General features: G+C 60.0%; 16 protein-coding genes and 2 pseudogenes. 5 read left to right on the forward strand and 13 right to left on the reverse strand.

Annotated elements, in window-relative coordinates; translation table 11 throughout:
- Positions 1 to 184: 184 nt before the first annotated feature.
- The 4 genes from C2L64_RS39170 to C2L64_RS39185 form a co-directional block, all read right to left on the reverse strand.
- On the reverse strand, positions 185 to 1051 hold the full coding sequence (locus tag C2L64_RS39170) for a CAP domain-containing protein (RefSeq protein ID WP_007580125.1): 867 nt from the start codon (positions 1049 to 1051) through the stop codon (positions 185 to 187).
- A gap of 157 nt (positions 1052 to 1208) precedes the next feature.
- Positions 1209 to 2081, reverse strand: a complete 873-nt coding sequence (locus C2L64_RS39175) for a hypothetical protein (RefSeq protein WP_007580126.1) — start codon at positions 2079 to 2081, stop codon at positions 1209 to 1211.
- On the reverse strand, positions 2081 to 3673 hold the full coding sequence (locus C2L64_RS39180; RefSeq protein WP_007734447.1) for a hypothetical protein: 1593 nt from the start codon (positions 3671 to 3673) through the stop codon (positions 2081 to 2083). Before C2L64_RS39180 ends, C2L64_RS39175 begins: the two co-directional genes overlap by 1 nt.
- A 42-nt stretch (positions 3674 to 3715) precedes the next feature.
- The gene (locus C2L64_RS39185) at positions 3716 to 5398 is read right to left on the reverse strand and encodes an OmpA family protein (RefSeq protein WP_007580129.1); all 1683 of its coding nucleotides are present in this window, start codon (positions 5396 to 5398) and stop codon (positions 3716 to 3718) included.
- 322 nt (positions 5399 to 5720) lie between these two features.
- On the opposite strand from C2L64_RS39185, the pseudogene C2L64_RS39190 reads away from it, so the two are divergent.
- Positions 5721 to 6451: pseudogene (locus C2L64_RS39190) on the forward strand (H-NS family nucleoid-associated regulatory protein).
- Positions 6452 to 6619: 168 nt separating this feature from the next.
- Here C2L64_RS39190 and C2L64_RS39195 read toward each other — a convergent pair.
- The 4 genes and pseudogenes from C2L64_RS39195 to C2L64_RS55205 all read right to left on the reverse strand — a co-directional run.
- Positions 6620 to 6823: a cold-shock protein gene (locus C2L64_RS39195; RefSeq protein ID WP_007580133.1), complete on the reverse strand. Its 204-nt coding sequence runs from the start codon at positions 6821 to 6823 to the stop codon at positions 6620 to 6622.
- 142 nt (positions 6824 to 6965) lie between these two features.
- Complete coding sequence (locus C2L64_RS39200) at positions 6966 to 7685, reverse strand: DUF1223 domain-containing protein (RefSeq protein ID WP_007580134.1); 720 nt, start codon at positions 7683 to 7685, stop codon at positions 6966 to 6968.
- Positions 7686 to 7739: 54 nt separating this feature from the next.
- Complete coding sequence (locus tag C2L64_RS55200) at positions 7740 to 8273, reverse strand: hypothetical protein (RefSeq protein ID WP_007580135.1); 534 nt, start codon at positions 8271 to 8273, stop codon at positions 7740 to 7742.
- A 30-nt stretch (positions 8274 to 8303) separates the two neighbouring features.
- Positions 8304 to 8519 (reverse strand): annotated as a pseudogene (locus tag C2L64_RS55205) (YkgJ family cysteine cluster protein); the annotation flags it as partial.
- A gap of 425 nt (positions 8520 to 8944) precedes the next feature.
- Here C2L64_RS55205 and C2L64_RS39210 point away from each other — a divergent pair.
- Both C2L64_RS39210 and C2L64_RS39215 read left to right on the forward strand, forming a co-directional pair.
- On the forward strand, positions 8945 to 9154 hold the full coding sequence (locus tag C2L64_RS39210; RefSeq protein WP_238554576.1) for a DUF4304 domain-containing protein: 210 nt from the start codon (positions 8945 to 8947) through the stop codon (positions 9152 to 9154).
- Positions 9155 to 9554: 400 nt separating this feature from the next.
- Positions 9555 to 9854, forward strand: a complete 300-nt coding sequence (locus tag C2L64_RS39215; protein WP_007580136.1) for a hypothetical protein — start codon at positions 9555 to 9557, stop codon at positions 9852 to 9854.
- 1152 nt (positions 9855 to 11006) lie between these two features.
- Here C2L64_RS39215 and C2L64_RS39235 read toward each other — a convergent pair.
- Positions 11007 to 11414, reverse strand: a complete 408-nt coding sequence (locus tag C2L64_RS39235) for a DUF995 domain-containing protein (protein WP_007580138.1) — start codon at positions 11412 to 11414, stop codon at positions 11007 to 11009.
- 291 nt (positions 11415 to 11705) lie between these two features.
- Between C2L64_RS39235 and C2L64_RS55955 the strand changes: the two genes are divergently transcribed.
- Together C2L64_RS55955 and C2L64_RS39240 are read left to right on the forward strand one after the other, a co-directional pair.
- The gene (locus C2L64_RS55955) at positions 11706 to 11834 is read left to right on the forward strand and encodes a hypothetical protein (RefSeq protein WP_256211225.1); all 129 of its coding nucleotides are present in this window, start codon (positions 11706 to 11708) and stop codon (positions 11832 to 11834) included.
- A gap of 229 nt (positions 11835 to 12063) precedes the next feature.
- Positions 12064 to 13440 carry an IS4 family transposase gene (locus tag C2L64_RS39240; protein WP_007735216.1) on the forward strand — a complete coding sequence of 459 codons (1377 nt, stop codon included), beginning with the start codon at positions 12064 to 12066 and terminating at the stop codon, positions 13438 to 13440.
- Positions 13441 to 14025: 585 nt separating this feature from the next.
- Here the strand turns inward: C2L64_RS39240 and C2L64_RS39250 are convergent.
- From C2L64_RS39250 to C2L64_RS39265, 4 genes are all read right to left on the reverse strand, one after another.
- Entirely contained in the window at positions 14026 to 16782 is a 2757-nt protein-coding gene (locus C2L64_RS39250; protein ID WP_007580139.1) for a UPF0182 family membrane protein, read from the reverse strand.
- Positions 16783 to 17077: 295 nt separating this feature from the next.
- Positions 17078 to 17662: a carbonic anhydrase gene (locus tag C2L64_RS39255; RefSeq protein WP_007580140.1), complete on the reverse strand. Its 585-nt coding sequence runs from the start codon at positions 17660 to 17662 to the stop codon at positions 17078 to 17080.
- A gap of 101 nt (positions 17663 to 17763) precedes the next feature.
- Positions 17764 to 18591, reverse strand: coding sequence for a DUF2182 domain-containing protein (locus C2L64_RS39260; RefSeq protein WP_039900229.1), 828 nt, complete (start codon positions 18589 to 18591; stop codon positions 17764 to 17766).
- Positions 18588 to 19262 (reverse strand): DUF1326 domain-containing protein, encoded by a 675-nt coding sequence (locus tag C2L64_RS39265; protein ID WP_176133954.1) that lies wholly within the window; start codon positions 19260 to 19262, stop codon positions 18588 to 18590. The genes C2L64_RS39260 and C2L64_RS39265 overlap by 4 nt, the downstream gene beginning before the upstream one ends.
- Between the last annotated feature and the right edge of the window lie 66 nt (positions 19263 to 19328).

Consider the following 19328-nt stretch of genomic DNA (forward strand, 5'->3'; position numbering starts at 1 on the left):
ACCATCACTCGCCCGAGGAGCCGGGAATCGATCCTGGAAAATCTCACCGAAGTTGACACTGGAAAGCAGGTACTGGTCGAAGCGTGTCGCGTCTTCGAGGCATATTCCCATCATCATCAAGCTCTTTGCTCCAAACGCCCGTTACGGACGGCTGCCAGCACCGAGCGTCTGCCCATTCAGATGGTCACTGACTTCTGGACTGTGCGACGACTGACGGCGCAAGCCTTGCATCCTCGCGCGTGGTGAATGCCCAGGCGAGGTCGAAGGGAGCGACCTTGCCCAGTTGCGTGACTCGTCCGAGCGCATGCACGGTATAGCGCGTTCCAGTGTGAAGCGGTTCGTAGGGCGTGCAGATCGCGGTGTTCCGCGCTGCGTCTGTGGCCGTAAGCGGGGCAATCCTGCAAGCGATCTTCTTGCCCCGTTGATCGCGCAGTTCGACGCTGCGCAGGTCAATGTGTGCGTTCGGTCCACCCGAGAGCGTGATCGGAAATCCGAGCACCTGACCGCGATAGCGCGCATCGGCGCCCATCGGGTCCGGCTGTTCGTTATTGACCCACGACGTGGGCACCTGGCGCTGGCCATCGTAGGGCCACGCCACCAGTTCGGTGTCGGAAAGTGTCGGCGCGATGTCCGCAAAATCGACGACCGTCACAGCGCTCGAGCCGACGAGTGACGCTTCGCCGGCGCGGGCCCAGTCAAACAGAATCGCACCGCGATGATAGGGCGACGCGAAGATATCCTCTATCGGTGCATCAACCGGACGGGGACCTCCGAACACGGCGAGCACCTCGCTGGCTCCGTAAGCGGGCGTGTGAAGCCGCACACGCGTGATCACGTCGACGCCCGTGAACCCGGGATTCCCGGCGACTTCATCGTGCGTACCGACACGATTCAGATCGAGGTACTTTGCATGGGCCGCAGCGGCTGCGGCCAGCCCGTCGTCGAGCGCGATCAGAGGCAATCCGACCTCTTCGCGACGGGCGTTCACATAATCGAGTGCCGTAGCCTGGCCGACCAGAATCGTATTGGAAGGGCCAGGCGCGTGACGCAAGCGGACGACCGGTCCATCGTAGAGCGGTTCTGGGTTCTCGACTATTGTTGTTTTGGTTGCGCAACCTGCAAGTGCAGCTACCGCGACAACGCACGCGGCGATTGTTGTTGTATTCATCTGATGTGCCGATTGTTTCTTTACACTTACCACTTACCAGTTACCAGGACAGCGGCTCAAGCAGCGCTGGCTCGCCGAACTCGACCAGCTGTGCATTGGAGCGCGAAAAATACCCGCTCCAGAACTGCTTCAGATCGATCAATGTCTTCGGGTCGCGATAGCCGTTACGCACGGCAGTCGATCCGCTGGTGGCGGGCTGCATCACGCCGGCACCGAGAACATAGATGCGTGCCGAACCAAAATCCCCGAAGAGACTGTTGTCCTGCGCTTTCTTCAGTTCGACGGCCGGATCGATGTGCCGCACCGCGTTGCGCGCATAGAAGCTCGTCACGCTGGAGTTCTCCAACCCGTCTGTGACTACGAAGACCAGCTTGTGCGCGGCCCTTTCCTGCGCGACGGCGGGCGACACGCTCTTTAGCGCCATCAGGATGTCCGACTGGTCGAGGCTCGATGTCCCCGACTTCAGTACCTGTGCAGTCGTCGTGAGCGCGAGTCTTTGTCCGTACGCCAGTTGCTGCTGCATGCAGGTGTGGAAGTCCCGCAGACGGGTCATCACGACATTGCCTTCCTCTCTCGCAGGAATCGGACGTTCGATGACACCCGTATGCAGCACATTCAGATAGTGTCCCTGCGAGAACGCCGAAAATTCGGCGATGACGAACTTCGTTCCAGGCTTCAGCATCGCCTGAACGTTGTCGAGCACCGACTTCTGCAGTGTCGCGTCAAGCAGCACTGTCTGGTCGATCAGCACATACATAAGCTGATCGTACGGGACTTGTGGCGCGGCGATCTTGTTAGCTGCGTAGCAGCTGGGAACGTCGTTCGTCAGACCGGCGTGAGCCGGCAGGACAGTCGACAGCGCGAGGCAGGTGCCGAATGCGAAAGAACGCAGTGCCCGGATTGATCGGCGCATCAGATATCCCCGAGAATGTCGTCTTCGAGACGCGCCTGTTCGACGGCTGCCTTGCGGTGCGCCTTGAGGGCCTGGACTGCGGCAAGGATCGAACTGCGGCGTTCGGCTGAACCTTCGGCGGCAATGTCGAGAATCACCTTGCGGCGCTCCTGATCGGGCTCATCGAGGATGCGTTCTGCGATTCGCGCAACGTCGCTGAAAAGGGGGAGTGTCTCTGCCGCCTGTGCGACATTGACGGATTCCTGCGGGACGGACTGTTGCGCGGGTTGTGCGAAAGCCGGCGATACAGGAGCGGCATCGGTTTGTTGGGCGTGGTTAGTGGCTGACGTGGGAGTCGTTTCCTCTTCCACCTTGCGCCTGTAGTAGTCGTTGCAACTGACTTTCGATACGTTTTCGCGGTACTTCGGCACTTCCCGACCGAGGTGTGAACGAAGCTCCGTCAACCGCATGTTGCCGCGATCGAGGGCCGGCTTGATGTGCTTTGCCTGGTAGCTTTGAAAGCTGGTATGGCCGAACGTCTGGTGGTAAGCATTCTTGCCATCGCCAATGAAGGAGCTGCCGAACGACTGGAAGAACCCCAACGCTTGCGTCATCACATAGATGATCGCAAGCACGACTGCGCCAGCGATGCCCTGGCTGAACATCTCGCTGCTCAGTTCATGGTCGACGTTCTGCTGCGCGGTGCGTGACGAGTCGGCCACGTCGGTTGGCAGCGGGGTCGATGCGTCGAGGCCAGGCACGGCAGGGAAGGGATTGCTGCCGCCGCCTGCTGCGAGCTGGCCGTGGTCGGCGACATGATTGGTCATCTCGATCTGCAGACCCTTGATCCGCATCCACGTGATACCGATCAGAAGAACGGCCAGCAGCGTGATGGCGACGACAGGCACGAGAAGACTGCCGCGATCGTGCGCACCTTCCAGCACGCGGCTGCCGAAGCGCACCTTTGGTGACGCATCCTTGTCGACCTGCTGGTCATCGCCGCTACTGATCGTGTGACCCGTATAACCCTCAACTGTCGCGTTGACAGAGCCAAGCGCCTTCCTGATGGCCGAGCGCTTGTACACCGCGGCACCCGCTGCGTGAGTCAGGCCGAGCAGAACGACGGCCATCACGGTTGCAAGCACATAGCCGATCCAGACCATCTGGTTGCCGGTGATTTCGCTGGCGACGAAAGGCGCAATCAGCATCCCGGTACCGGCCGCTTCAGCGATCGTCAACAGGATCAGTGCGACAAACATGAACGCCGACATCGGCGAGCGTCCATTCTGGTGAGTAATCTTGAGATACTCGCTCGCGCGCTCGAACACCCGTTGATCCACCTTCGGCAGCTTGTCGATATAGGTGGAGCACAGCGACTCTTCCGCGGGCGGCAAACCAGCGTCCTTCCACGTCGCCACGTTTTCAATGCCGTGTGTTTGCTGTTTCCAGCGGCGCATCTTGCCGAACAGCGGCACGCAGACCCAGAAGTCAGCCCACCAGAGATCGTCGGTATAGCGCTTCCACACGAAAAAGAGTGTCACGACGGCCGCAATCAGAAGCGGCAGCGACCACACGATAGTGGAGACAAAGGCCTGGAGAAAATCGGTTATCACGTTCGAGCCCCGGAGTTGTTGGTTGTTAGTTGCTGGCTGGTTTTAACGAAGTGCGAAATCGCCCGATGCGGTGTAGTCCACCGACCGGTTCGTGTAGTAGACGTTGCCTGTCGCACGAGGCTTGCTGACCGGTACGACAAGATCCATGCACTGCATCGGTCCGCCCACGAAAACCCGATAGAGAGTGGCGTCGCTGCCGCGATACACATTAACGGGAACACGCGCGGAGTACGAGGGCTTCTGGTTCACATTGCCGGCATAGTCCTTATAGATTTTCAGCCGCGGTTGCGGAACGGGACTGCCGGCATCGCTGGGTACGCGTACGTCAAGCAGTGCGACCAGGTTGCCGCCAAGTCCCGCTGCCCAGGGAGCGCCATAAAATCCCGGCAGGTAGTCGCGAACGTTCAGCACCTGGTCAGTGGCGAGATTGCGCACGGACGATGCGACGTGCGGGCGATCGCCCAGGCACGAATTGAGTGTCATGGGTGCGCCGGCGTTCGCATTGCTGATCAGACTGAACGACGACTTTGCGGCTGTCGACCCAAGCCGCACCGGAATGCCGCTGCCCGCCGTAGGCGTGCCGCCGAAGTTGTAACCCGATCCTGCATTGCTAGCAGCGACCGTGGCCCGCGACTGGGATGCAGCGGCTGGTGCATCATTGGATGCGACAGGCGGATTTGCGCCTGCTTCCGTCCTGATGATGCCGGCGTTATCTGTTTTCGCGACGGTCGTCGGCTTCGATCGAGGTTTGATGGCCGGTTTGCTCGTTGCCGCGTGGTCCGAGGACGTGAGATTGACCGTGTTCTTGCGCTGAACCGATGACGTTTCCTGGAGCGACGCTGCATCCGTTTTGGCGAAGCGATAATTGGCCGGATCGGCTGTGCGGGTAGACAGAAACTGTTGAAGGTCCGCTTCTGTCGGAACGTCGACGATCTGAACGCGCTGGTTTTCCTCGCGCCCCTGATCCGTCGCATTCGGGGCGATGGGCAGCGTGTCGCCTGCACCCTGGTAGAAGATGTTCTGCACAGGGACGCCCTGATCCACGAACACTTTCGCTACAGCTTTCGCCCGTTGCTGCGAGAGTACCGCAGCATCCGCGCCGAGCGAAGAGTCGTTCTCGTCGGTGTGTCCGACGATCAGCACTTTGCGTGCACTTGCCTGCGCGCGCTGATCGGGTGTCGCGTCAGGCGGCAGTGCAGCCATTAGCGTTTTGGGCGAGTACTGGTTCGCGATCTGCGCGAGGTATTTGCGTGCCTGCGGAGTCAATTCCGCGGTGCCCGCGACGAACTCGTCTGATTTGTTTTCGAGCTGGACATCGAGGCCCACTGTTGCTGGCTTGTCGGCGGAGTTGGCGCCGCCTGCCTTACCCTGAGTGATCGGCGCCGATGCCAGTTTCAAGCCGTTCGCCTGTGCAATCCTGTATAGCTCGCAGCGGCGTGCGTCCAGCGCATGACCGACCAGAAAGCCACCGCCTGCTCCAATCACCACGCCAGCTGCGGCACCTTTCGCGCCGTGAGCCAGATAACCGACTACGCCGCCGGCCACCGCGCCCACCGCAATGCCGATATTGCGGTCATTGTTTGAGCAGGGATCTTCGCTATTGAAAATGCTGTTGAACTGGGTTTTAACGGAAGCACTGACCTCCGGCTGACCGGTTTTCGGATTGATGGCACATCCCGAAACACACAAAGCCACGCCCAGCGCGATGGGGCTACGAATCGTCATTCAAGTCCTTGTATAGATCCGAAGGTCAGGTCTCTCTACCTGACCGACCAGCAGGCGCCAGACCGGAATCGATTGCGGGTCTCAGCACGCGAATCCGGGTTAACGGCACAAAGTCATGCGCCTTTAACGAACTCATTCCGTCAAAGCACAATGCGTGCGGCTGAATCGAACGGAAATGAACGGAAGCGTCGGCAAGCCATCTATTCGTCGGGCTTTGACTCTCGTTGCACTAGTATGCGAATTGAATTCGTATGGCATCGTGCGGCCATTATTCATTTAACAAATGCGGAATCGCGGCGACGCTTGAAAAGTACAGGCCCAGATCGCAAAGCTGCAAGCTCAGGCCAACGTGCTCATCAAGAGGCAGTCTTCGGACGTCATTGCCAAGATTCGCGATCTGATCGACGGGCACGGATTGACCGTCGCAGATATCGACGCCCAAGTTGGTGGCAAAAATCGAGACCGTAGACCGGCGGTAAAGACAACTGGCAAGACTGCAGCCTCGGCGAAATACCGAGATCCGAGGACGGGGCTACCTGGACTGGACACGGCCGCGCGCCGGCATGGATCGCGAGCGCACGTGACCGGACGAAGTTTCTGATCGACGGCAGCGCCCCACAACTGGCCATTGCTGCAAAGAAACCAGCAAAGGCGGGCAACTACGTGAAGGGTCCACAGGCTCCAAAATATCGTGACCCAAAGAGTGGTGCGACATGGAGTGGCCGCGGCCCGGCACCGGCATGGTTGGCTGGCGCCAAAGATCGTTCGAAGTTTCTGATTGTCGCCGCGGAAGAGGGCGCCTCGGGCTCGAAAGCCGTTTCGCCAAGGAAGGCAACCGCAAAGAAATCCGCGACGAAAAAGGTGACGGGAAAAGCGGTCGCCGCGAAGAAAGTCAAGGCAGTAACGAAGCCGGAACCGGCGAAGAAGGCTGCAGTCAGGAAAACTGCGGCGAAAGAAGCGGTGGCGAGGAAGGCACCTGCGAAGCGGACGCCGCAGAACCAGGCAGCAGCTGCACCAACCAGCGATAGCGCCTCGGCGCCCGTCGCCGGCTGATTGACGCGGCCTGATTGTCGGTGGGGTGACTGGCCATGAGCAGGACTTGTCCGTCCTGCTCGAACCGGTGCACCGTAGTGCCACCCAATGCACTGACCCCTGACACGCTGAACCAAAAAATTCAACCCGCGCAAGGCGGGGCACCTGTCAGGACGATGCGCGCGCGAGTTAGACAGGCTTGATATTGGCGGCCTGTTTGCCCTTCGGCCCCATCTTCACTTCGAAGCTTACTTTCTGGTTTTCCTGCAATGACTTGAAGCCTTCCGTCTTGATTTCGGAGAAGTGGGCGAACAGGTCTTCGCCGCCTTCGTCCGGCGTGATGAAACCAAAGCCCTTTGCATCGTTAAACCATTTCACTGTACCAATTGCCATTTTTGAACCTGTAGATGTTGAAAATCGCATTCGCGAACGCGGTATGGCACGAAGCGCTCACCCGCGAAGGAAGACTTTTACCACGCTGGAATGAAACCTGCCAACCAGCGGGTCCACTCACTGGCGGGCAACAAGCCATCACTCATCGAGCAGGCGCTTCACTTGTATCGACAACGCGTGCGGCGCCGACAATTGCACCATCATTGTCCTCGAGAAGAACCACTTGATGTTCGCCGGCGACGGCGTCGGCACGCAACATGAGCGCCGTGCCGGACCACTGACCGATTGCCACAATGCTGCGCACGACGTTCGATTCAGTGAGCGTATGGCCTGTGTTCTCGCCGCGCCCGATCGCCGTGACGTGACGGGCGTCGTAGCCGACCAGCAGCACGTGCGCGCGTCCGGTGCCCGGGCCAATGGATACCGAAACACCGCCGTCTACACGTGTAGCGCTAACCGTAGCGGCCGTCACACCGGCGGACTTTGCGTGGTCAATGGCCGCGCTGGCTGCAGTGCGATTAGAGCCCACCACCTCGGCCTTGCCGTCGATCACCATTTCCGGCGTGTACTCGAAGTCGCGAAACCGTTGCGCATACCGGGCCTGACGCGCATCGGCGCCGTCGAATGAAAACGGATCTTTCCAGCCGAGCTGATTCCAGTATGTGACATGAAACGCCAGAGGCAGAACGTCGGTGCGTGAGTCGCTCAGTTCGGACAGAAAGCGATCCGCCGGCGGGCACGACGAACAGCCCTGCGATGTGAACAGTTCAACGACAACCGGGCGCGGCGCGGCCGCGAACGCATGCGAGGTGAGCAGCGCCGTAGCGCTCGCAATGGTGGCAGTGAGAGAACGGGGCAGCATGTCCTGACTCCAGATAACGACAGTCATGGTAATTCGCTCGCCAGCACGAGCGGGTTACAGGTGAAGCGGACCCGGCGCGTGCGGTGAATTCAGTCGATCGCTATCGCTGATGTCCTCGTCAAAGAAGCCCAGGTATGCCGGGGTGTGTGCCGAACCGGATGGGTCCTCAGCCCGCCCAGCGCTTGCGCCGATCGACTGCAGCGTCGCGAGTGTCGTCGAGCGATTTGTGATGAAGTGCCAAGGGTGCGATGAGCGCGGCTGCGGATCGTCAAGCGGCACACCGGATTGTTGCGCCGCCCGCAGTGCAGCTTCGAGGTGAAGGCGTGCCGGCGCATAGACTGCGAAACCTTCGTTGGCGAGGGCAGCGGTGTCGTACCCGAGCAGCGCACACAGATACGTCTTGGCGACACGGTCGCGCTCGTCGGCTTCACGCGACTGCGCGATGAGTGCTGCCGTGTCGGCATTCGCGATCCGGCCCGCTCGCATGAGTACCGGACCGGCGTCGGACCACGCATCGGAAGGACAAGCCTTCGCCGCAGGATCGAGCGGTAAGAACGGATTGACCTCAGCGGGATAGATGCGGCACACACGCGGACGCCGATGGTAGGCGCCGCAGGACATGTCCGGGCGAAGGTTGGGGCACGGTCCCGCGAACGCGGCCACCAGCGTCACGGTTACACGTACTGGCAACGTCCCACTATGCGCAGAGAATGAGCGGCGCCTTCGGTGTTGGGCGAGCGCGTCCGTTTGTAGTGGCTCCTGGGGCCAGACGATCGCATCGCAAAGCAGTTGCACCTCACCACCGTGCGCGATCCAATCGAGCGCTTCATCAATGGCGAGTGGCAGGCGCAGATCATGGCAGCAACGGCCGCACATGGTGCATGAAAAGTGAATCGACATTAGCAGGATCGGCGAACGGGTATTGGCTGGTTAAGTTAGTTCGTCGGCCAGCTGGTGCCGGTTACACGTCGGTGGCCTGGTAGGTGAAAATATTCTTCGATTCGGCCGTACGGTATTCGGTTGTCCACGGCTTACAAAAGCGATGCAAGCCCGCTCTCGATCGCGACGTTTGAGCAAGTTCGGCACAATTTCATCCATTCGTCATCATCTCGTGAATCGCTCGACAATCGAGGTTGTGAAAGCAGGCGGCAACCTGGCCGCCGCATTTTGACGGGACATCCCGATGAGCCGTGACGAAATGAACCGCGTTGAAAGCGCGTTTTGTCCCCACGCTTCGCCAACTGGGGTTCAAAGGTTCTTTGCCGCATTTCCGACGCCAACGAGTTGATCGGGTCGATCTGTTGACGGTGCAGTTCGATCGCCACGGTGGAGGGTTCGTTGCCCAACTGTCTCAATGCGGCGCGGAGGGTGGAGACAGGTGGCCACACTCGTTCGGACAGTCTTCTGGGATTTTTAAACTGAGCGTCCGGGATGGGCATGCTGCCGATTTGATTGCAGGCCGGCTTTGAACGGCTGCTCCCGGGGTTTCCGACCGGCTCAACGGGTCGGCAACAGCTATTTGATGTGCAAATCAGAGCCCTTCCGTGACCGATGGTTGTTGTTGCCTTGCTGCACCGTATCGCCCGGCGTGCGGAGGGAGGTGACCGGAATGACTCGTTTGCCGTACTGACGTGGCCGACAATACGCACAGAGAGGAAGCTTCGGAACCGGGGGCGCTAAACGCAATGACCAAGGACCGACCACGCTGGAACCTTCAATTCTACCCGCTTTGCTGTGACCAGCAAGCCATCCGTTGTTTTGAACCCAACACTCGCCTTCGTCGCCCGGCAGGTTTGCTCTGGATATGCAACGATGGTCGTGCAACTCGCACCGGTCTGAAGACGCCGGTCAACCCAACGGGGAGGGTAGATGACAGAAAATGCCGAGACGTTATTCGTTGCATCCGAGGACATTGCAACAGCGTTGAACCTGCTGGAGAGCGTTGAGATTGAGATCGGGTTCGATAGCGATGATCCGGAGAGCGTCGAGCAGGCGATTCTCGCCGTCGAGGAGGCGATCAATGCTCGCCTGAGCGGGCATCGCGGCGACGCACGCATCGAATCCGCCATCCTTCGCGTCAAATTGGACTTCCGGTGCGCGATCCTTGATCAAGCATCATCCGACGAAGACGATGATGGGCCCATCAGCAGCGTCCACACCGTGCACTGAAATGTTCGGGACCATATCACCCGATCGCCGATTGGGATCGGGTGCAGCAGATAAACTGATCCGTCAGTGACATTGCGAATGCCGTACGTTTCAATGGAAGGATGTCATGGGCGTGCAAAACACGCATGAGAGTCTGTCGAAGGATTGTTAAAAAGCTAGCGTTGTCGGCTCCACTAGCAGAGTTGCAACGAGTTCGTTGCAGCATCATGTCGACTTGATACGCTGGCCACCCTGTACAGGAGAATGATTTGACCGAGCGCTCGTCTGAACCTCGCGTTACTGGATATCCCGGTGACTCGTTCGAAAGATTGTTTATCGACCTGGGCGAACATTCGGCACACAAAGCGCTTCTTCTACTCACAGACGCGATTCATTGCCAGCAGCGCGACATGAACGCGTACGACTGGCTTTCGGGCGCGCTCCCTGGTGCGACCTTGAAACCAGCATTCGCGTTCGGTACCGTTGGCGAGCTTTATCGCTCCTTTGTGAGGCCGACGGAGTTCGCACGTCTGAACGCTCTGCGACGCTCGTAGCAGATTTGCTACCAGTCGAGGTGGCGGTAGTCGAGAACGCGTCTCACAACTCAGCGCCTGACCGGCGGTGGCGCGGTCGTTGACGGGGCACTTGTACGCTGGTTACCGCGAAGCTGGCTGCGACGGCGGGGAGCGACTCAAGGGTTGCCGGTTTGGCTACCGGTGCCCCGCCATTGCTTTCTTCAAGCGAGCGGCCGGCAAGGTCGTCGGGGAAATCATTCACATGATCTTGCGGGCTGACGACGATCGTCGCTTGCTCTCCTGCGGCATCCGCCGAAACAGGTGAGGGGCTTTCCGAATCGTGCAGGTCGCCCGCACGCGCGCGCCCCGTGTGCGCCTTCGCTTTGGCGAGCTTCGTCCCTGGCGCGCCATCGTCTGTTGCGGTCGCAAGCGGCTCGTGTTGTTGAACGGATACGCGACCGCGCGAAGCGTGGCGTAAGCATACGCGACACCGACTCTGGAATCCCGGCTTCGGAGCGCGGGGTGTTCATCAGCACCAGAGACCTCGACAAAAAGCTCATTCGCTATATCCGCCAGGACAACAAGCAAGCCGCTCCATTGAAAGGAAGTACGCCGGCCCCAAGCGCCGCATCCGGTGCGATTCATCCGGTTTAATGGACTAGTGGCGAATGGTTAGAGGGCGCCAATCGGTCTGATCCGTCGGCGGAGTCCATTTTTCGTCGGCGACGTCCGGGATCGGTTGATACGTGCCTTTTTTGGGCGTTGGCTCCAGAAAGCGGCACCAGTTTTCAGGCTTGTCTTCCCAATCGATCTGGAGGCAAAAGCGGCCATCATCGGTTACGCTCCACTTGCCGCTTGCGCTGTGCGACTGGGCAAAACCACCGCCCGCCCAGTAGACAGTCAGTGTCCCGTTGGGGACGTTGACCCATTCTCGCAGGGCGCCTGCCGTATTCGTTCTCAGCATGGTGGCGCCCGGCATCAACGCAATCAGTTGGTCTCTGGTCAGTGGCAGAGGGCGGCCGCTGCCCGAGTGCGGCGCGTTGCCCTGGGCGATGGGGTTGGCCATTGCTGCCGCGCTTGCGTTCGCGGATTCACCCGGTTTTCCCTGCTGCTGCCCTGCGGGTGCTCGTGCGGTCCCAACAGCGGAAGACGCAGGCGCAAGTGGGACAGCAGACGCCGCTGACGCGACGGCCCCCGATGGCCATGGTTCGGACGCGGCAGATTGCACGCCGGACGCCATCCTCGATGCACTGGCCGAACTGGCAGTCGACGGCGGGCGGTTGCCTGTTGCACGTTCAACCGACGCGGCAGGTACGGAAGCTGCCTTTGCATTCGGCTTCGTCGCGGATGCTACGGCATGGCGTTGATCAGCTTTGCGCTTCTTTTTCGCATCTGCTTCAGCCTGGGCCGCCTGGTCGAGAACAAAATCCACACGCTGGACCAGGACGCGGACATCGGGTGGCGTAACGTGGACGTACCTTGGTGACTGTTGCAAGGGAGGCGACCACTGCACGCGATCCCGTTTCGCAACGACTGTCGAGTCGGTGCAAAGCAGTGCGAGCAGCCCTGAGAGCACGCCCGCGCGAATCGGGCAACTCATCGTCATTCGCAGTTGCATCCTCCCCTCCTGAGCTGAGCTTTACCCACAAGTCCGGTTGTAAACTTGATCGGACGGTGTTAACTTTTGCCCATTCTGTTGACGCAGCGAAAGCGGATTGGCGACCAGGGACGACACGGCGGACTGGGCAAGCGAGGAATTCGCGCAAGCGAATCTCGGGGACGCTCGCCTGTCGCAGCGACTGGTTGCGTTGGCACGCCAACTGGCGACCAGTCCACATACGTCGCTGCCGCAAGCGCTGTCGCCCGCTGAACTGAAGGCGGCCTATCGATTCTTTGACAACGATCTGGTGGACACTGACGGCGTGCTGGCGCCGCATATTGCGCAAACGCTGCACCGCATGGAGCAGATTCCGGTGGTGCTGGCCATACAGGACACTACCGAATTCAACCTGACGCATCTGCATGCCACAGAAGGCCTGGGGCCCTGTACCGGTGGCAATGAGCGTGGCTTCATGATGCATAGTCTGCTGGCGGTTAGTCCGGAGGGGCTGCCGCTCGGAGTGTTGGGCATGAAAACGTGGGCTCGCACCGAAGGAACCAGAGGCAGTGCCGCGCAGCGCAAATCCCGGCCGATCCACGAGAAGGAAAGCGTCAAGTGGCTCGAGGGGCTTGCGCACCTGTCGGCGCTGAAGTCGCGCTGTGCGCACACGCAACTCATTGGCATTGGCGATCGCGAGAGCGATGTCTATGAACTGTTCGCGACGCAGCGGCCAGAGGGTGTGCACTGGCTGGTGCGTGCAGCATGGAACCGCCGCGCCCGCCATCCCCAGCGCTATCTCTGGCAGGCAGTGCTGGATACCCCTGCAGCCGGTCACACTGAACTGCTCGTGCCAGCTAAGGGCACGCGTGCCCAGCGCACGGCAAGCCTGACGCTGCGATACGCGCCTGTGCGCCTGCAGCCACCCAAGGCGCGGGCCAGCCAGCTGCCTGCGCTCGATGTCTTTGCCATCCACGTCATCGAGAACGAACCGCCCGCCGGTATCGAACCGCTCGAATGGATGCTGCTCAGTTCTGTGCCCACGCACTCCCCAGAACAGGCTCTTGAACGGCTGCAGTGGTACGCGAGGCGCTGGACGATCGAGACCTGGCATCGGGTGCTCAAGAGCGGTTGCCGTATCGAAGCCCGTCAGTTTGGCACGCTCGAGCGTTTCGTTCGTGCTACGGCACTGTTTGCCGTGATCGCCTGGCGTATCCTCTACACGACCCTGCTGGCTCGCCTCGATGGCGAACTGCCCTGTGAAGTGGTCCTTCAGCCAGTTGAATGGCAGGCCTTGTATTGCCGCGTACACCGGACCACTCGGCCGCCGGACAAGGTGCCGTCTTTGGACAAGGCGGTACTGTGGATTGCCACCTTGGGCGGCTACCTGAATCGCCGTCATGATCCTCCTCCTGGCGCAACTGTCATCTGGAGAGGCTTCCTCGTCCTGCACGAAGTCACTGAGATGTTCCGCATCTTTAAGTCAGGTCCGTAACTTGTGGGTAAAGCTCAGCCTCCTGAGCGGGGCTGGACAGACAAAATACCCACCAACAACCTTGTCGGAAAAGTACCGCAGTAGCGTGGGGAGTTGCAATCGGCAGTTTTCCAGTCTGTATTCGAATCGTATTCGCGAGTTTACACGCCTCTTGCTGATACCCCACTTGAACGAGTCCGTGGCGCCCGCCACCGTGCATGGCAGCATGCAAGACTGTGCCGCGATAAGGGGGCAGGGCTTTCACCTTAAAATATGGATTCCTTATGTAATCAGCAAGTGGAGCAGTGCGCAGGGCCAGCCGTTCAACCCGTCCGAGTACTACTCGTTGTCCAGTCGCACGGGATCTGTACGAACGGCCAGACGCTCGCCAACAATGGCGCTTGCAATGTAATCAACCCGATGGCGACGACGGGTGATGGCTTCAACTCGACGCCTTCTTCATCGCGCAGCGTGGTCAGCGCGGGTGTGGGTATCGTGCATCGGCTCCGACGCCGGTTGAGGTATCTGAAACAGGACAGGGCGCTGCGATAGCGCCGCTTCGCGATTCATACTGGTCGCTTGCGCACGCCCGGAAATTCTCTCTGATCACTTTTTATTCTGCGGACGCCCGTCGTCCAGCGATTCAAGAAGTGGCCGAAGAGCATCGAGTTCCAGGCCGAAGCCGCTCCAATCTCCTGCTTTTAGCCGTTCGAGCGCGCGGTTATAGCGTGCGAGCGCCTCGTGGGCACGCGCGTCCGCTGTGCCTGACGACTTCGATATGGCCGGGGATGTTTCCTCGAAGAGGGCTGCAAGGGCTTGCGCCAAGGTATCCTGCATCACGACACGCTCACCATACGCGGCGATAACCCGCTTCAACTCCGGCAACTGTCCGGACGCTGCGCGCAGGTAGAGCGGCGAAACGTAGAGAATCGAATTCTCGATCGGCACCACCACGAGATGGCCACGGATGACGCGTGAGCCCATCTGGTTCCATAGTGAAATCTGTTGTGAAATCTCGGTATTTTGCTGGATGCGCGCCTCGATCTGGAATGGACCATAGACCAGCTTGTCCTTCGGGAACGTGTAGACGATGAGCTTGCCGTACTCGGACGGATCGCAACGTGCCGCGAGCCACGCAATCATGTTGTCACGCTGACTGGGCACCATCGGCAGCAGGAGTACGAACTCGGCGCGCTGCTCGCCGGGCAATCGCATGATCATGTAGTACGGCGTCATTTGCGCGCCTGGAGTGTTCCCGGCATCGATGCCGGCGAGTTCCCGTGGGAACTGCCAGAGGTCCTCACGGTTGTAAAAGACTTCCGGCGCATCCATATGATAGGTGCGATAGAGTTGCGCCTGGATCAGAAACAGATCTTCGGGATAGCGGATATGCTGACGCAGGTCTTGTGGCATTGCATCGAGAGGCCTGAACAGGCTTGGGAAGATCCGCTGGTAAGTCCGTAAGATTGGATCGGCAGGATCGCTGACAAAGAACTCGACCGTGCCGTTATACGCATCCACTACTACTTTTACCGCATTCCGGATGTAGTTCGTGCCGTCGCCAGTGGCAGGCTGGGAGTACGGGAACCAGCGGCTGGTGGTGTATGCATCCAGTATCCAGAACAGGCGGCCGCTACTCACGACAAGATACGGATCGTGATCGAAATCGAGGAACGGCGCGACCGTTCGGACCCGTTCCTCGATATTACGGTGAAGCAAGATCCGGCTTGCGTCCGTGATATAGCTGGTTAGCAGAATGTTGGGGTCGCCGAGCTGCCAGGCGAAGAGAATGCGTCGTGCGGTACTGCCGATGCCGACTCCGTCGTGCCCGCTATAAGCTGCGTAGACGTTTTCCTTTCCCTGAGGGTAGTCGAATTCCGGTACGCTACCCTTTACGATGACGTATCCCTGAACGCCTTGACCAAAATAGAGGCGCGGTTCGCGAATGGCCGGGCCGCCATTGGAGACAGGTGGAATGTCCTGCAGGTAGAGCGACGGCAAACCCTCCGCGGATTTCTCCGTGACTGGCGACATGACGACACCGTTGCCGTGCGTGAACAGGAGGTGCAGGTTCACCCAGGTCTGCGCATTGGCCGGAAGCATCGCCGTGTCGAGTTCGCGCGCAGAGAGCATCACCTGCCTGTAACCGGCGTCGAGCCAGTAGCGGTCGATGTCCACGGAGAGAAATCGGTAGTAGGTCCTGATTTCCTGCAGCTGCGCATAGGTATCCATCAACGGCTGTAGATCCCATAGGCGGATGTTTTCGATGGTCGCGCGATTGGACTGCAATGAGGCCAGATTCAGTCCCTGCTGGGCAGCGAATGGCCTGACCGCGATTTGCGCGAGGCCATAGGCCTTTCGGGTCAGCGCGATATTGTGTTCGATGTAAGGCGTCTCCAGCCTCAGCTCGCTCGGTTTGACATAGAACCGCTGGAACATCGCCGGATAGATAACGGCGAACACAACCGAGCTGCCGAACACCAGTAGCACTGCTGCAGCGGGAATGCGATAGCTTCGCCAGCGCATGTTGGCCCACGAAACGACGGATGCACCGATGGCAAGGCCGATGAGCAGCCACAATACTGGCAACTCGACGTGGACGTCGGTATAGCTGGCACCGACCACGACACCGTTGTCGCCATAGAGCAGCAGAAAGCGGTCGAGCCAGTAGGACCCGGCCTTCACCAGGAAGAACAGCCCGAGCAGTGCTGAACCGTGCGTGGCGGCGGCTCGTGAGAGAACGTGCGGCGGCTTCCCGGTCGCTAAGTCGCCACGCAGCCCGTAGACGGCTCCCGCGACGACTGTGCTGCCAAAAAGTACCTGCAGCAGCCAATTCTTTAGCGCCACGTAGACGGGCAGTGAGAAAAGATAGAAGCCGATGTCGTTGCCAAAGATAGGATCGCGTTCCCCAAACGGCACTTGATAAAGGAAGCGAAGCACGATGTCCCAGTTCGAGACTTCGCCGGCTGCGATCAACAGCGCGAGCAGGACGGCGGCGCCGGTAATGGCGTAGCGCCATGGAATACGAGGCGCGACCTCGCTGGCCAGTTCGTCGATAACTTCAAGTGCAGCCGTCGAAGAAACCGGTCCCGCATGGATGGGACCGAAGCGTCTCGCATAACGATGCGCAAGAAACCCGGATACCGCGATGGTGACTGCCGAGGCCGCGAACACGGCGACGAACAGGAGGACCCTGGCGTCAAGAATTGTCCAGAAAACGCCGACATGTCCAACCGAAGAGAACCACAGCCAGTCGACCAGGACGCGCGTGACGCGCCCGATAACAACCAGGCTGACGATGCCAGTTGCAACGGTGATCGCGGTGCGTCTGATGCGCACGCGAGATATCACTTGCGGCGGCATCGTCCCTCCCTTGCCGGCTCGTCACCCGCGACCCGCTTCGATTGGACCGTTGTTTAAGGTCGACTGCCGGTCCCGTGGCGGAACGGCCTATCCGCACATGCCGCCAGCCTCGCGCACAGGCAGGTCATGGCATTGATTGTAGACCGGCGAGCAGGGTGGCGTATCGTTGCCAGGGGAATGCTTCGCAAAGCCGTGCAGCATGCCAGCCGGCAACCGCCCTGTTGCCGGGGACACGCGTACACGGTCTGCCGTTCTTGAAGAAATCGTCGTAGTACTGACGCAGTCTGTGTGAAGCTCAAGACGGAATGTCGCGCGCGACCTCGATCAATTCGCCGCTGTTCATCTCGTAGAAAAAGCCGTAGAGCTTGATATGTTTTGGCACTGCAGGGCTGTCGCGCAGCAGCTTCACGTCGTGCTTGAGTGATTCCTCAAAGCTCATGATCGCGAGACTACCGTGATCGAACATCGTCGAGATGTCGGTGTGATGGCAGTCGTGGAACTTTCCGATCAGCTGGTCCGGCCTGAAGGCCGTGGCGCCACAGAATGAGTGGTGGACGACGACGATGTTCTCCACGCTGAACAGGTAGTCCATCGTTGCGGCCGACTGCAAAGCTGACGCCGCTCGACCTGCCGCGCAGTAGACAGCAAATAGCGTCCGGGTGTGCCCGATCTTGTTGCCATGTTCGTCAAGAACGTTCTCGCCCGGATAAATTTCATCGCCGAAATGATCAGCAACCACCTTGGGAGCCTCCGACGCGCGTGGGTCGAAACAGCAGATGACCATCGTCTTCATCGGTATGGCTGTGTTGAAGCCTTGGAAATTATCCTGGTCGAACCAGGGTTGCGTCCGGAACTCAAATTCGCTGTACTTCGTCGTCATTTTCCTGCTCCTCGATGATGTGTATCACTGCAGGGCGCCAGCACTGTGACCTGGTACGCCGCCGCTTTTAGAACTCGTTTAGCCGCCGGACTTGCATGCGATCAGTTTGCGCGGCACATACTGGCGAACAGCATGGGATCTTTGAGCAGCGGTGCCGTCGCGGGCGACACCGCAATCCAGATTCCCATCGCCCAGAGAAAGCCGGCAATCGGAATGGCCAGCTTCTCGCCCTTAGGCAAAACCTTCTCAGCGAACATGAAGAGAGTGAGCAAGGCCATCCAGGTGAGGCTCATGACGCCGACGGCGAACATCACTGCCATCAACGCCCAGCAGCAGCCGACGCAAACCAGTCCGTGCCGGACGCCCATCGCAACGGCGCCCGCGTTGCCTTCCCGCCAGTAGCGCCCGAAGAACGACAGAGGCGTGCGGCATCCCGTCAGGCACACATGCTTCAGCGACGAGACCTGATAGACACCCGCGATGACCAGCACCGATCCGGCCACGTACGGACCGCCGCGATTCCACGTGATCATTTCCGGGCTGATACGTCGAACCAGCAGATCGAGCAGATAGGCGGCCAGGCCGTAGGTGATCCACGCGACGCCGTAGCCTGCAATGAAGCTGGAGATGCGACGCACAGACGCGACCGATACGCCATGACGGGACCTGAGTACGGCGGCGAACGCCGTGATGTAATTGAGTTCCGATGGCAGCATCATCGCGGTCAGCATGACGACCCAGCCGACGAGAAAGGCCGGCAAGTTGTGCAGCGGAGTCCCCGGCCCCTCGTCCATGCCACTCATCAGCACTAGTGCGCCGAGCCAGGCTGCGAGACTTGCCAGCATCACGACCACCGTCCAGCCGAGTACGGGCTGCCCCCGACCTAACGCGTGCACCGCTGATCGCGAGGAGGAAGGAATGGCTCTCATTGCGCGTCCGGGCCATGCCAGTCGAACGGTATATGCTTGCTCGCCTGACCAGCCGGAATGTTCTGGTCAAAGCCGAATCCGCTCCACCGGCCATTGACGCTCTTGCCCCACGTCACGGCTCCGTCGGTCGGACCGACTTCGCTGCCCGGCGGGTTGAAGCTTTGCAGCCGCTTCGTCGGGTCCGAGGTTGGCCCGCTCAGCGCGACGCCGCTCGCATCCACCTTGTCGCCAACCGTCACGCTCCAGCGTTCGAGCGAGCCGTCGATCTCCACCGCCATGTCGGCGAACGCGATGCCCCGCACCGCGCTTACTTTGGCAGGCACGAACTGCGCCATCCAACCTCCCGCCTGGCCCGTGAAGATCGCCACGAGCGCCCGCCGCTGATCCACGTTCGCGGCTCCATCGAAGAAGACACCTGTCTCGAGCCTGGCGCCATCCCAGAGATTCCCGGTAAAGCTGGAAAGGAGGACCACCTTCAGGCCCGCCATCGGCGTCTCGCCGTAGTAGCCTTCATTGATCCTGTACGCCCATAACACTTCACAGTGATTGCCCGTCGGCGCTTGCGCGAAGGTGCAGGGACACGGTGTGTTACACGAGCACACGTCTAGCCACTCACCGGCGATCCGCCACTGCGGAGTCGTCGTAGCGGATTCAGCTATCAGACCTGCCATTACGCGTCTCTCTCTGGTCCTGACGAAAAGTCTGGACATGATGAGGCTGACGCAGGATCATCACCA

This window comes from Paraburkholderia hospita (assembly GCF_002902965.1).
Taxonomy (GTDB): Bacteria; Pseudomonadota; Gammaproteobacteria; order Burkholderiales; family Burkholderiaceae; genus Paraburkholderia; species Paraburkholderia hospita.